This window comes from Acinetobacter sp. 1294243 (assembly GCF_000588015.1).
In the GTDB taxonomy this organism is placed as follows: Bacteria; Pseudomonadota; Gammaproteobacteria; order Pseudomonadales; family Moraxellaceae; genus Acinetobacter; species Acinetobacter pittii.
Map to the genome: position 1 here is coordinate 13306 of NZ_JFXG01000008.1, position 13221 is coordinate 26526.

Annotated in this window: 22 protein-coding genes and 1 pseudogene; 1 reads left to right on the forward strand and 22 read right to left on the reverse strand. The window is 41.7% G+C overall.

Going from position 1 to position 13221, the window contains the following annotated elements; genetic code table 11:
* Nucleotides 1–172: 172 nt before the first annotated feature.
* The gene (locus J655_RS15075; RefSeq protein ID WP_032006490.1) at nt 173–1345 is read left to right on the forward strand and encodes an acyl-CoA dehydrogenase family protein; all 1173 of its coding nucleotides are present in this window, start codon (nt 173–175) and stop codon (nt 1343–1345) included.
* A 50-nt stretch (nt 1346–1395) separates the two neighbouring features.
* On the opposite strand, the gene J655_RS15080 is transcribed toward J655_RS15075, so the two are convergent.
* The 22 genes and pseudogenes from J655_RS15080 to rpsC all read right to left on the reverse strand — a co-directional run bounded on the left by J655_RS15080 (nt 1396) and on the right by rpsC (nt 13220).
* The gene (locus J655_RS15080) at nt 1396–2886 is read right to left on the reverse strand and encodes a flavin-containing monooxygenase (RefSeq protein WP_032006489.1); all 1491 of its coding nucleotides are present in this window, start codon (nt 2884–2886) and stop codon (nt 1396–1398) included.
* Between the two features lie 181 nt (nt 2887–3067).
* Nucleotides 3068–3445 carry a 50S ribosomal protein L17 gene (gene rplQ, locus J655_RS15085; RefSeq protein ID WP_002049717.1) on the reverse strand — a complete coding sequence of 126 codons (378 nt, stop codon included), beginning with the start codon at nt 3443–3445 and terminating at the stop codon, nt 3068–3070.
* 18 nt (nt 3446–3463) lie between these two features.
* Entirely contained in the window at nt 3464–4471 is a 1008-nt protein-coding gene (locus tag J655_RS15090) for a DNA-directed RNA polymerase subunit alpha (RefSeq protein WP_002116730.1), read from the reverse strand.
* Nucleotides 4472–4488: 17 nt separating this feature from the next.
* On the reverse strand, nt 4489–5115 hold the full coding sequence (rpsD, locus tag J655_RS15095) for a 30S ribosomal protein S4 (RefSeq protein WP_000135204.1): 627 nt from the start codon (nt 5113–5115) through the stop codon (nt 4489–4491).
* Nucleotides 5116–5127: 12 nt separating this feature from the next.
* Nucleotides 5128–5514 carry a 30S ribosomal protein S11 gene (gene rpsK, locus J655_RS15100; RefSeq protein ID WP_001040166.1) on the reverse strand — a complete coding sequence of 129 codons (387 nt, stop codon included), beginning with the start codon at nt 5512–5514 and terminating at the stop codon, nt 5128–5130.
* A gap of 19 nt (nt 5515–5533) precedes the next feature.
* Entirely contained in the window at nt 5534–5890 is a 357-nt protein-coding gene (rpsM, locus tag J655_RS15105; RefSeq protein ID WP_000090816.1) for a 30S ribosomal protein S13, read from the reverse strand.
* Between the two features lie 106 nt (nt 5891–5996).
* Nucleotides 5997–6113: a 50S ribosomal protein L36 gene (gene rpmJ, locus J655_RS15110; RefSeq protein WP_000867907.1), complete on the reverse strand. Its 117-nt coding sequence runs from the start codon at nt 6111–6113 to the stop codon at nt 5997–5999.
* 20 nt (nt 6114–6133) lie between these two features.
* Entirely contained in the window at nt 6134–7453 is a 1320-nt protein-coding gene (gene secY, locus J655_RS15115) for a preprotein translocase subunit SecY (protein WP_014207743.1), read from the reverse strand.
* A 45-nt stretch (nt 7454–7498) separates the two neighbouring features.
* Nucleotides 7499–7939, reverse strand: coding sequence for a 50S ribosomal protein L15 (rplO, locus tag J655_RS15120; protein WP_002116985.1), 441 nt, complete (start codon nt 7937–7939; stop codon nt 7499–7501).
* A gap of 3 nt (nt 7940–7942) precedes the next feature.
* A complete protein-coding gene (gene rpmD, locus J655_RS15125) occupies nt 7943–8119 on the reverse strand; it encodes a 50S ribosomal protein L30 (RefSeq protein ID WP_000849088.1) in 177 nt (58 codons plus the stop codon).
* Between the two features lie 6 nt (nt 8120–8125).
* Nucleotides 8126–8623, reverse strand: coding sequence for a 30S ribosomal protein S5 (rpsE, locus tag J655_RS15130; protein ID WP_001141025.1), 498 nt, complete (start codon nt 8621–8623; stop codon nt 8126–8128).
* A gap of 2 nt (nt 8624–8625) precedes the next feature.
* Nucleotides 8626–8976 carry a 50S ribosomal protein L18 gene (rplR, locus tag J655_RS15135; RefSeq protein WP_002049741.1) on the reverse strand — a complete coding sequence of 117 codons (351 nt, stop codon included), beginning with the start codon at nt 8974–8976 and terminating at the stop codon, nt 8626–8628.
* Nucleotides 8977–8990: 14 nt separating this feature from the next.
* The gene (gene rplF / locus J655_RS15140; RefSeq protein WP_002116801.1) at nt 8991–9524 is read right to left on the reverse strand and encodes a 50S ribosomal protein L6; all 534 of its coding nucleotides are present in this window, start codon (nt 9522–9524) and stop codon (nt 8991–8993) included.
* A 13-nt stretch (nt 9525–9537) separates the two neighbouring features.
* On the reverse strand, nt 9538–9933 hold the full coding sequence (gene rpsH / locus J655_RS15145) for a 30S ribosomal protein S8 (RefSeq protein ID WP_002049732.1): 396 nt from the start codon (nt 9931–9933) through the stop codon (nt 9538–9540).
* 11 nt (nt 9934–9944) lie between these two features.
* Nucleotides 9945–10250, reverse strand: coding sequence for a 30S ribosomal protein S14 (rpsN, locus tag J655_RS15150; protein WP_002049689.1), 306 nt, complete (start codon nt 10248–10250; stop codon nt 9945–9947).
* Between the two features lie 9 nt (nt 10251–10259).
* Nucleotides 10260–10796 carry a 50S ribosomal protein L5 gene (gene rplE, locus J655_RS15155; protein ID WP_002116961.1) on the reverse strand — a complete coding sequence of 179 codons (537 nt, stop codon included), beginning with the start codon at nt 10794–10796 and terminating at the stop codon, nt 10260–10262.
* A 15-nt stretch (nt 10797–10811) separates the two neighbouring features.
* On the reverse strand, nt 10812–11129 hold the full coding sequence (gene rplX, locus J655_RS15160) for a 50S ribosomal protein L24 (RefSeq protein WP_002116820.1): 318 nt from the start codon (nt 11127–11129) through the stop codon (nt 10812–10814).
* Between the two features lie 9 nt (nt 11130–11138).
* On the reverse strand, nt 11139–11507 hold the full coding sequence (gene rplN, locus J655_RS15165; protein WP_001982634.1) for a 50S ribosomal protein L14: 369 nt from the start codon (nt 11505–11507) through the stop codon (nt 11139–11141).
* 92 nt (nt 11508–11599) lie between these two features.
* Nucleotides 11600–11857: a 30S ribosomal protein S17 gene (rpsQ, locus tag J655_RS15170; RefSeq protein ID WP_002116661.1), complete on the reverse strand. Its 258-nt coding sequence runs from the start codon at nt 11855–11857 to the stop codon at nt 11600–11602.
* Nucleotides 11854–12051 (reverse strand): 50S ribosomal protein L29, encoded by a 198-nt coding sequence (gene rpmC, locus J655_RS15175; RefSeq protein WP_000849928.1) that lies wholly within the window; start codon nt 12049–12051, stop codon nt 11854–11856. Before rpmC ends, rpsQ begins: the two co-directional genes overlap by 4 nt.
* Nucleotides 12051–12464, reverse strand: a complete 414-nt coding sequence (gene rplP, locus J655_RS15180) for a 50S ribosomal protein L16 (RefSeq protein ID WP_002049688.1) — start codon at nt 12462–12464, stop codon at nt 12051–12053. The genes rpmC and rplP overlap by 1 nt, the downstream gene beginning before the upstream one ends.
* Nucleotides 12404–13220: pseudogene (gene rpsC, locus J655_RS15185) on the reverse strand (30S ribosomal protein S3). The gene rplP and the pseudogene rpsC overlap by 61 nt, the downstream one beginning before the upstream one ends.
* Nucleotide 13221: the final 1 nt, after the last annotated feature.

The window sequence follows — 13221 nt, forward strand, 5'->3', positions numbered from 1 at the left end:
GTTGATAGTGCGCCTAGTTTACCTGATCACATCCTAAAGATCGCTAAAAATATCAAATTGACCAAATTTATCATCTCATCTGCATAATTGAGCATTCATCACATTGTTAGGGATGAAATGCTTACGTATGTTTAGGGCATAACATCACACCTGAACCAAGGAAGAAATACAAATGCAATCTGGTGCCATCCGTCCTATTCCAAATATGTTACCAAGACAATTATTCAATGAAGAACACGAAGCCTTCCGTGAGACAGTGCGTAAATTCTATGAAAAGGAAGTCATTCCCAATATAGAGAAATATGAAAAACAGCAACATGTTGACCGAGATCTTTGGAATAAAGCTGGAGAACTAGGTCTTCTTTGCACCACAATGCCAGAGCAATATGGAGGCTCTGGGGTAGATCGCCTATACAGTATGATTCTTATAGAAGAACAAGCGTATGCGATGGACTCAAGTACTGGTTTTTCTCTACATTCCGATATTGTTGCTAATTACATTAATAATTTTGGTAATGAAGAGCAAAAACAAAAATGGTTACCCACAATGGCAACTGGAGAAGTTGTTACTGCTATTGCAATGACGGAACCAGGCACTGGTTCAGATTTACAAGCGGTAAGAACAACCGCCGTACTTGATGGTGATGAATATGTCATTAATGGTTCCAAAATTTTTATTACGAATGGCTACTTATGCGACATGGCCGTAGTCGTTTGTAAGACTGGCAATAGTGATAAAGGTTCGGCGAACTTATCCTTAATTATTGTAGAAGCAAATCGTGCTGGTTTTAGTAAAGGTAAACCTCTAAACAAAATTGGTATGAAAGGCCAAGATACCTGCGAATTATTCTTTGATAACGTTCGTGTTCCTAAAGAAAATCTTTTAGGCATGGAAGGTATGGGCTTTATCATGCTCATGAAAGAATTAGCATGGGAACGAATGTTAGTTGCTATCATTTGTCAGGCCGGTGCTGAAGCAGCATTTGCACATACCGTTCAATATACAAAAGATCGAAAAGCATTTGGTAAACCTATTGGCGCATTTCAGAATACACGCTTTAAACTTGCCGAACTCAGAACAGAAATAGATTTCTGCCGGACATATTTAGATCGTTGTATGGAATTACAACTTGAAGAAAAGTTAAGTGTAGAAGCTGCAGCAGCTGCTAAATATAAAATTTCTGATATGTTCTCAAAGATTGTAGATGAATGTCTTCAATTACATGGTGGTTATGGCTATATGCTTGAATATCCAATTGCACGCGCATACATTGATCATCGAGCAAATCGAATTTATGCAGGTACAAATGAAATCATGAAAGAATTAATTTCAAGAACACTTTAATACCTTCACAAGAAAAGGGGCATTACGCCCCTTTTTTTATTTAACAGGACTTAAGATACTAATTTTGGTTTACGCTCATTCGCTTCAGAACGCTTATGAAAATGAAGAATGCCATCTTCAAATTTTGCATTTTTCAAAGACTTTCTATCTTCTAAATAGTTATTAGTCACCTGCCATGGAGCACGCTTACCTTGTTTAGGAAGTTCATGTGCTGCACGATTAATATAACCTGAAGATAGTTTACCCATTACAGTGTCTTCTTCCATCACAGTCTTATCGCCCGATGGAATCACTTCATCATAACTATTTTTGTCCATATAGTTTAATAAGCGACAAATATATTCGGCAGCGATATCTACTTTGAGTGTCCATGAGGCATTTACATAGCCAATAATCATAGCCATATTCGGTACATCACTTAGCATTATGCCGTTATAAAGCATATGTTCAGATGAGTTGATTGGTTTCCCATCAAGAGTCGCCTGAACTCCGCCCATAATCTGAACTTGTAGTCCTGTTGCAGAAACAACGATATCAGCATCAAGATGTTTGCCAGATTTAAGTAAAATACCTTTTTCAGTAAATTTCTCGATTTGATCAGTTTCTACGCTCGCTTTGCCTTCACGTAAAATCTTAAACAAGTCCCCATCTGGCACTACACATAAACGCTGATCCCAAGGATTGTATGAAGGTGTAAAATGCTTCATATCAACCTTACCTTTAAGCTGCACTTCAATTGCTTTTAAAAGTAAACGACGTACAGTTTTAGGATGTTTCTGAGACAGCGCATAAATAGCGCGCTGCATACCAATGTTGCGAGCTCGAGTAAATTTATAAGCTGCCTCTTCAGACATAAATTTACGCGTTTTTTCATAGATAAAATCGATAGAAGGAACGCTAGCAATATAAGTTGGTGAACGCTGCAACATGGTCACATGACCTGCCCCACCTTTAGCCATTGCTGGTACTAAAGTAATCGCTGTTGCACCACTACCAATAATAACCACCTTTTTACCTGTGTAATCTAAGTTTTCAGGCCAATGCTGTGGGTGAATGAGTTGCCCTTTAAATGCTTCTTGATTTGGGAAAGAAGGCGCATAACCCTGATCATAATTATAGTAACCTGTACAACCGACAACAAAGTTAGCAATCCAAGTCTGCTGTTTTTTATTGCTATCTTCGACTACAACCTGCCATTTTTTTGAAGCCGAATCATAATTAGCAGAAAGTACGCGATGACCAAAATGAATTTTTTCTTTTAATTTAAATTCACTAATTACTTCACCTAAATATCCTTTAATAGAAGCACCATCAGCTAATACATTCGCTTTACACCATGGTTTAAAGTTGAAACCAAAAGTAGACATATCTGAATCTGAACGGATACCAGGATAACGGAAAAGATCCCACGTTCCACCAAAAGACTCACGACGTTCTAAAATCTCGAATTGTCGTTGTGGTGAATTTTTTGACAAATGGGCAGCGATTCCGATTCCTGAAATACCTGCGCCAATGATTAAAATATCAACTTGCTTTTCCATTTTATTTTTATACCCATTGTTGAGAATCTAAGTTTATTAAAACACAATTTTGACAATACACAATGTCAAGTTTGACCGTTTATCTGCTTTTTTATGTCACTTGAGGACATTTTTATAATTTATTTTGTGACTAGAAATAAAAAAGACCGGTATAAAACCGGTCTTTTTTGAATAAAATCAATTATTCAGCTGAAGTGTTTACTTCACGATCTACAAGCTCAACGTAAGCCATCGGTGCTGCATCACCAGCACGGAAGCCCGCTTTAAGAACACGTAGATAACCGCCGTTACGTTCTTTGTAACGAGGGCCGAGTACGGTAAATAATTTACCAACAGTTGCAGCATTACGAGTACGAGCAAATGCTAAACGACGATTTGCTACAGTATCGTTTTTTGCTAGAGTGATTAAAGGCTCAGCAACACGACGTAATTCTTTAGCTTTAGGCACAGTTGTTTTGATCAACTCGTGTTCAAATAAAGAATTAGCCAAGTTTTGGAACATCGCTTTACGATGGCTGCTTGTACGGCCTAATTTCACACCACTATTACGATGACGCATGGTGATAGTCCTACTTAATTAACGGCTACGATAGGCAAAACGGTCGTCCATACGAAGACTAGCTGGTGGCCAGTTTTCAAGACGCATACCGAGTTGTAAGCCTTTCGATGCCAAAACATCTTTGATCTCTGTTAACGATTTTTTACCAAGGTTAGGAGTTTTTAATAACTCAACTTCAGTACGTTGAACAAGATCACCAATGTAGTAAATATTTTCTGCTTTCAAACAGTTAGCAGAACGAACAGTAAGCTCTAGATCATCTACTGGGCGAAGCAAGATTGGGTCAACTTCTTCACGAGGCTCTTGAGCAACTGGAGTTTGGTCTTTCTGAAGATCAACAAAAATTGCAATTTGTTGTTGCAAGATTGTTGCCGCTTTACGGATAGCTTCTTCAGGATCAACCGTTCCATTTGTTTCAAGGTCGATTACCAGTTTATCTAAATCAGTACGTTGTTCTACACGCGCATTTTCAACGGTGTAAGAAACACGTTTAATTGGGCTATAAGAAGCATCTAATTGCAAACGACCAACAGGACGTGTTTCACCTTCGGGGAAACGAGAATCAGATGTTTCATAACCACGACCTTGAGCAACTTTCAAGCGCATTTTTAATGAGCCTGAAGCACTTAAAGTACCGATTAAATGTTCTGGGTTAACCACTTCAACATTATGAGGTAAACGAAGGTCAGCAGCAGTAATATCGCCAGGACCTTGTTTTTCTAATGTTAAATATGCTTCATTTTGATCGAACAGCTTAATAGACAATCCTTTTAGGTTCAGCAAGAGCTCGACGATGTCCTGCTGCAAGCCTTCTAAAGTACTGTACTCGTGCTCGACACCTTCTATTTCTACTTCAACCACAGCAGCGCCAGGTAAAGAAGACAATAGAATGCGACGTAAAGCATTACCTAGAGTGTGGCCAAAACCACGCTCTAAAGGTTCTAGAATCACTTTTGCCGAGGTCCCGCTTACCGCTTCGACCTTGATCGCTTGCGGAGTTAGAAACTCGTTTGCAGTACGCGTCATTATTGCTACCTCAAGGATTATTTAGAATACAATTCTACAATCAAGCTTTCGTTGATTTCAGCAGGTAAATCAGAACGATCTGGTGCAGCTTTAAACGTACCTTCAAGCTTAGAATGATCAACTTCGATCCAAGCTGGAATACCACGTTGTGCAGCTAACTCAATCGCGTTTTTAATACGCAATTGTTGTTTAGCACCTTCGTGAACCGCAATTACATCACCAGCTTTAACTTGAATAGATGCGATGTTTACACGACGACCATTCAAAGTAATGCTACGGTGACTTACTAACTGACGAGCTTCTGCACGTGTAGAACCAAAACCCATGCGATAAACAACGTTATCAAGACGGCTTTCAAGCAATTTCAACAAGTTCTCACCTGTTGCGCCTTTAACACGAGCTGCTTCTTTATAGTAGTTACTAAATTGACGTTCTAACACACCGTAAATACGACGGACTTTTTGTTTTTCACGTAATTGTAGTGAATACTCAGATTGCTTACCACCGCGTGCCTGACCATGTTGACCAGGTGCTTTGTTAGCTTTTTTAGTTTTGACGTCAAATGGTTTAACGCCAGATTTAAGTTGCAGGTCTGTCCCTTCGCGGCGAGAGAGTTTGCATTTTGGACCAATATAACGAGCCATGAATGTTTCTCCTTACACGCGACGTTTTTTAGGTGGACGGCAACCGTTGTGAGGAATTGGAGTCACATCGGTAATGCTGTTAATCTTATAACCCACTGCGCCTAATGCACGAACCGCAGACTCACGACCTGGACCAGGACCTTTTACAAGGACGTCCAGATTTTTCAAACCGTAATCTAAAGCTGCTTTACCAGCAACTTCAGCAGCTACCTGAGCAGCAAACGGAGTTGATTTACGTGAACCACGGAAGCCTTGTCCCCCTGAGGTGGCCCAAGCCAATGCATTACCTTGACGATCAGTAATCGTAACAATGGTGTTATTAAAAGACGCGTGAATGTGTGCAACACCTTCAGAGACGGTACGAGTGACCTTCTTGCGTGTGCGAGTATCTTTAGCCATCTTTTAGCTTCCAGAAATCTTACTTTTTAATCGGTTTGCGCGGACCTTTACGGGTACGTGCGTTAGTTTTGGTGCGTTGACCACGGACAGGCAAGCTGCGACGATGGCGAAGGCCGCGGTAGCAACCCAAATCCATTAAACGTTTAATGTTCATGGAAATTTCGCGACGTAAGTCACCTTCGGTAGGAACCTTAGCAACTTCTGCACGAATCGCATCAAGCTGAGCATCGTCCAACTCACGGATCTTAGTAGTTTCAGTAATACCAACTGTAGCTAAGATATTCTTAGCAGTGTGGCGACCGATACCAAAGATGTAAGTGAGGGAGATAACAGCATGCTTGTTATCCGGAATGTTTACACCGGCAATACGAGCCATTCACTTTCTCCAAAAAGGCAGTAGAGATAATCAACCGCCCCACAAAAATCTTGAGGGGCGGATATTAACCCAATTCGCCTACTGAAATCAACAGGTCTTGATTAGATTAACCTTGACGCTGCTTATGACGAGGTTCTGCGCTACAAATTACGCGAATAACCCCATTACGACGGATAACTTTACAGCTACCACAAATTTTCTTTACAGAAGCTTGTACTTTCATGATGAAACCTCTAAGTGCGCTTATCCCTTAGGATGAGCAGTCGTTTTTCTCATTAATGTTTGATTGTCATATTGATGAGATGTTAAATGCGCTTGTAGCTGAGCCATAAAGTCCATAACCACGACAACTACGATCAATAATGAGGTACCACCCAAATAGAATGGAATCCCAAAAGAGCTTTGTAGAATCATTGGCATTAAACAAATGACCGTAATATAAATCGCACCAATAAACGTCAAACGATTAAGAATATGATCTAAGTAACGAGCAGTTTGCTCACCTGGGCGAATACCAGGCACATAAGCTCCGCTGCGTTTTAGATTTTCTGATACTTCCTTAGGGCTAAATACTAAAGCCGTATAAAAGTAACAGAAAAAGATAATTAACGCACCAAAGAGCACCAAATACAAAGGCTGTCCAGGCGACAATACTAAAGCTAAATCTTGTAAGCTGCTTTTAATAAAACCAGCATTTGGATCTGCACTTCCCACCCATTGACCAAGACTTGCCGGGAACAAAAGTAAAGAACTTGCAAAAATCGCAGGAATAACACCCGCCATATTAATTTTTAATGGCAAATGCGTCTGCTGTGCTGTAAATATACGACGCCCTTGTTGCTTTTGCGCATAGTTTACTGGAATGCGACGTTGTGCTTTTTCAATAAACACAATAGCTGCCAATACACCTAAAGACAAAAGACCAAAGATTACAAGACCAATTAAACTTGTCTGACCATTATCTACAGAAGAAACTGATTGCATAATTAGTTTAGGCAAACCAGCGACAATACCTGCAAAAATAATCATTGAGATACCGTTACCAATACCTCTTTCAGTGATTTGCTCACCTAGCCACATTAAGAACATAGTTCCAGCGACAAGTGAAGTTACTGCTGGGATGTAAAACGCAAGACCAACTGACAGAGTAATACCCTGACCAATCAAACCTGCGCACATACCAACTGCTTGAACCACTGCAAGCAACAATGTGCCCTGACGTGTATACTGATTAATTTTACGCTTACCTTGCTCACCTTCCTTTTTCAAGGCTTCAAGTGATGGAATTACAGTAGACATTAACTGCACAATAATTGACGCAGAAATGTACGGCATAATCCCTAAAGCAAGAATAGACATTCGCTCTAAAGCACCGCCAGAAAACATATTGAATAGCCCAAGAATAGTTCCTTGGTTCGCATGAAATAAATTTTCTAACGCAGCATTATTAATGCCTGGTACTGGAATATGCGCTCCTAGTCGAAAGACCAGCAATGCACCGATTAGAAAACTCATCCGGCGAATAATTTCACGGTATTTCACATGAAATGGCTGACCTTTCATCATGTTGACATGACCTGAAGAACTAGGAGACATAGACACTCGAGATTACTCCTCGACTTTACCGCCAGCTGCTTCAATCGCAGCTTTAGCGCCTTTAGTCAATGCAACACCTTGAACAGTGAATGCACGAGTGATTTCACCAGAAAGTACGATACGAGCACGAATTTGGTCACGACGAACAACATTCGCAGCTTTCAAAGTTTCTAGGCTAACGATGTCGCCTTCAACTTTGCTTAACTCAGATAAACGTACTTCAGCAGTTTTTAAAGCGATTTGGCTAGTGAAACCGAATTTAGGTAAACGACGATAAATCGCAGTTTGACCGCCTTCAAAGCCTGGACGAACGCCACCACTTTTACGTGATTTTTGACCTTTGACACCACGGCCACCAGTCTTACCAACGCCAGAACCGATACCACGGCCTAAACGACGGTGTTCACGTTTTGCACCTTCTGCAGGCGCAAGTTCATTTAAACGCAGAGTCATGGCTTATTCCTCTACACTAACCATATAGTAGACTTTGTTGATCATACCGCGGTTAGAAGGCGTATCTTGCACTTCTACAGTATGACCAATACGACGCAGACCTAAACCTTGTAAGCAAAGCTTGTGATTTTTCAAGCGATGTGAAGAAGATTTAGTCTGGGTAACTTTAATCGTTTTCATGATTGATTACCCTTGAATTTCTTCTACTGATTTACCACGTTTCGCAGCGACTTTCTCAGGAGAAGTCATATCACGCAAACCTTTGAAAGTTGCGTTTACTACGTTTGCAGCATTAGTAGAACCATAACATTTAGCAAGTACGTTATGTACACCTGCAGCTTCTAGAACGGCACGCATAGCGCCACCAGCGATTACGCCAGTACCTTCAGAAGCAGGTTGCATATATACACGGCTTGCACCATGACGAGCATTCACAGGGTGTTGTAAAGTAGTACCTGCAAGGTCTACAGTAATCATGTTGCGACGTGCAGCTTCAAGTGCTTTAGAAATAGCAGCTGGAACTTCACGAGCTTTACCACGACCAAAACCAACACGACCATTACCATCACCCACCACAGTTAATGCTGTGAAAGAGAAGATACGACCACCCTTAACAACTTTGGCTACACGATCAACGGCAACCAGCTTTTCAACAAGACCTTCGTTTTGTTCAACTTTAGCCATGATTAGAACTCCAAGCCGTTTTCACGAGCAGCATCAGCCAAGGCTTTGATACGACCATGATATTTAAAACCAGAACGGTCAAATGCAACTTTAGTTACACCAGCTGCTTTCGCACGCTCTGCGATTAAAGCGCCTACTTTAGTAGCCGCGTCTACATTACCTGTAGTACCGCTACGTAAAGATGCATCCAAAGTTGAAGCTTGTGCTAAAACTTTGCCACCATCTGCTGAAATAACTTGAGCATAGATGTGACGCGGAGTGCGGTTTACACACAAACGAGTCGCACCCAATGCACGAATGTGCAAGCGTGTGCTTTTCGCACGACGCAAACGGGATTGTTTCTTTTCGTTCATAAGAACCTCGCGCCTTATTTCTTCTTAGCTTCTTTACGAAGAATGACTTCATCCGAATAACGAACACCTTTACCTTTATATGGTTCAGGAGAACGATATGCACGGATTTCTGCCGCTACTTGACCTAACAACTGCTTGTTTGCTGATTTCAAAATGATTTCAGTAGCAGTTGGAGTTTCCGCTGTTACACCTTCAGGTAAAGCGTAGTCAATTGGGTGTGAAAAACCAAGGTTAAGGTTTACAACAGTACCTTTAACCGCAGCTTTATAACCAACACCAACTAGCTGCAACTTACGTTCGAAGCCTTCACTAACCCCTTTTACAAGGTTATTCAATACAGCGCGAGCAGTACCAGCTTGCATCCAAGCATCTTTCGATTCTTTAACTGGAGCAAGTTGAAGTTTACCTTCTTCCTGTTTTAGCTCGACCAGCGCATGCAGGTTGAAAGACAATGTACCTTTGCTGCCTTTCACTTCGACCTGCCGGCCGTTCTGAGTAACTGCTACACCATTAGGTACAGTTACTGGGGCTTTAGCCACACGAGACATGAGGAATCACCTATTAAGAAACAAAAGCAATAACTTCACCACCAACGCCCGCAGCACGTGCAGCGCGATCAGTCATGATGCCTTTGCTTGTAGAAACAATTGCAATACCTAAACCTTGCTTAACGCTTGGAAGTTTATCTTTACCACGGTATTGGCGAAGACCTGGACGGCTTACGCGTTTAACCATTTCGATAACTGGTTTGCCTTCGAAATATTTTAAAGTAATTGTCAAAGTAGATTTTGTCTCTTCTTGAGCAACTTCTACATTTGAAATATAACCTTCTTGTTGAAGTACGTTTGCAATTGCAACTTTCAACTTAGAAGAAGGCATAGAAACAGTTTGTTTCTTAGCCATTTGTGCGTTACGAACACGTGTTAGCATGTCGGCAACGGTATCTTGCATACTCATTTAGTCGCTCCTTACCAGCTTGCCTTAACAACGCCTGGTACATCACCCTGCATTACTGTGTCACGTAATTTGTTACGGCTTAAACCGAACTTACGGAAGTAACCATGAGGACGACCAGTTAAACCACAACGGTTACGAAGACGTACCGGAGATGCATTACGTGGCAATGCTTGTAACTTTAACATCGCTTCGAAACGCTCTTCTTCACTTGCATTTACGTTTGCAATCGTAGCTTTTAATTCAGCACGTTTTGCAGCGTATTTAGCAACTGTTTTTTCGCGTTTCAATTCGCGATTAATCATACCTTTCTTAGCCATATCGACCTCTTATTTGAACGGGAAGCCGAATGCACGCATAAGCGCACGGCCTTCGTCATCGGTGCGAGCAGTCGTAGTAATAGTAATATCCATACCACGAATACGATCAATCTTATCGAAATCGATTTCAGGGAAAACGATTTGCTCTTTCAAACCCATTGAGTAGTTACCACGACCATCAAATGATTTCGAAGAGAAACCACGGAAGTCACGGATACGAGGGATTGCGATTGAGATCAAACGGTCCAAGAATTCGTACATTTGGTCGCCACGTAAAGTAACTTTACAACCAATCGGCCAACCATCACGGATTTTGAAACCAGCGATAGATTTACGAGCAAGTGTAATTACTGGTTTTTGACCAGCAATTAATTGCATGTCGACTACAGCGCCATCTAATAATTTCTTATCAGTTGCAGCTGCGCCTACACCCATGTTTAGGGTAATTTTTGTGATGCGTGGAATTTCCATCACGTTCTTAATGCTAAGTTCTTCTTGTAACTTCGCTTTAAGTTCTTCGTTGTAACGTGCTTTAAGTCTGGCCATTGCCTTTTCAACCTATTACTTCGCTACCGCCACTGATTCACCATTTGATTTATAAACGCGAGTTTTCACGCCATCAATCACTTGGTAACCAACACGGTCAGCCTTCTGGGTTGTAGCATTTAAAATTGCCACGTTTGAAATATGAAGCGAAGCTTCTTGAGTAACGATACCGCCTTCAGCGCCAGTTACACGATTCGGCTTTTGATGCTTCTTCACTAAGTTAAGGCCTTCAACCTTAACGCGGTCTTCAGAAACAGACAATACAGTACCCTGTTTGCCTTTTTCTTTACCTGCGATCACGATAACTTGATCGCCTTTTTTAATCTTAGCCATGATTGCCTCTTATAGAACTTCAGGAGCCAATGAAATGATTTTCATGAACTGTTCAGTACGAAGTTCACGAGTCACTGGTCCGAAGATACGAGTAGCAATCGGAGCTTTGTTGTTGTTCAGGATAACTGCAGCATTATCATCAAAACGGATCACAGAACCATCTGGACGACGAATGCCGAATTTAGTACGAACTACAACCGCATTCATCACGTCACCTTTTTTAACACGTGCGCGTGGGATTGCTTCTTTTACAGTAACTTTAATAATGTCGCCAACAGAAGCATAACGACGATGTGAACCACCAAGTACTTTAATACATTGTACGCGGCGAGCACCACTGTTGTCTGCTACGTCGAGCATAGTTTCGGTTTGAATCATTGCCCTACTCCAAAACCGAGCATCACCGGTCACAATTTCGAAAGGCTCAAAGAGTACTCGAAATTGACCGATGATGCAACAAGAACGTCGAATTACTCAGCAGCTGCTTCAACTACTTCCACTAAAGTCCAAGCTTTAGTTTTAGAAATTGGGCGGCTTTCTTTAATGGTCACAACATCGCCAAGTTTAGCAACATTGTTCTCATCATGAGCGTGTAACTTAGTTGAACGGCGAATTGATTTGCCATACAACGGGTGTTGAACGCGGCGTTCGATAAGAACAACAATAGACTTGTCCATTTTGTCGCTTACTACTTTGCCGGTTAACGTGCGGACTGTTTTTTCACTCATTGTCCGTTCCCCTGTTTTTCGGTAAGGAGTGTCTTAATACGAGCAATTGTCTTACGAGCAACTTGCACTTCATGCGATTTACCCAACTGACCAGTTGCTTTCGCCATACGAAGACGGAATTGATTAAGCTGTTGCTCATCAAGCAAAGCTTTCAACTCTTCTACCGATTTTTCACGTAGATCTTTAGTTTTCATTACATTACCGTCCGAGTCACGATAGTGGTTTTAAACGGAAGTTTAGCAGCAGCTAAAGCAAATGCTTCACGCGCCAATTCTTCGTTCACACCTTCAATTTCGTACAGGATCTTACCTGGTTGGATCTGGCAAACCCAGTACTCCACGCTACCCTTACCTTTACCCATACGCACTTCAAGAGGCTTTTGAGTAATTGGTTTATCCGGGAATACGCGAATAAAGATTTTACCACCACGCTTAATACGGCGGCTAATAGTACGACGTGCAGCTTCAATCTGACGAGCAGTCATACGACCACGTTCAGTTGCTTTGATTGCAATCGAACCAAATGATACTGTACTACCACGATGCGCTAGACCAGTATTACGGCCTTTGTGCACCTTACGGAATTTGGTACGTTTAGGTTGCAACATGGATTATTCTCCCTTGTCAGCAGCACGGTCACCGCGACGACCACGACGCTCTTGACCTTCACCACGACCACGACCACGTTTAGCTGGACGATCTTCAGCAGGAGCAGGGTTCATGACTTGTTTCATGCCACCTAAAATCTCGCCGCGGAAAATCCAAACTTTAACACCAATCGTACCGTAAGTTGTTTCTGCACGCATAGTTGCATAGTCAATGTCTGCACGTAGCGTATGTAAAGGTACACGACCTTCACGATACCATTCTGTACGAGCAATCTCTGCACCACCTAAACGGCCAGACACTTCAACTTTGATACCTTTAGCACCAGCACGCATAGTGTTTTGAACCGCACGCTTCATAGCACGACGGAACATTACACGCTTTTCTAATTGAGAAGCGATTGCTTCAGCAACTAAACGCGCATCTAAGTCTGGGCGATCAATTTCGTTGATACTTACTTGCGCTGGAACACCCATAATGCTGGTAAGTTCGCGCTGTAATTTCTCAATATCTTCGCCTTTTTTACCGATTACGATACCAGGACGAGCTGTGCTAATAGTTACTTTAGCAGCGCCTGATGGACGTTCGATAAGAATGTTGCTTACCATCGCATTCTTAAGTTTTTTAGTTAAAAACTCACGAACTTGAAGATCTTTAAGCAAGTATTCAGCGTATTGTTTCGGATTCGCATACCAGTTAGCGTTATGACGTTTCACAACACCTAGGCGGATACCGATTGGATGAACCTTCTGACCCATA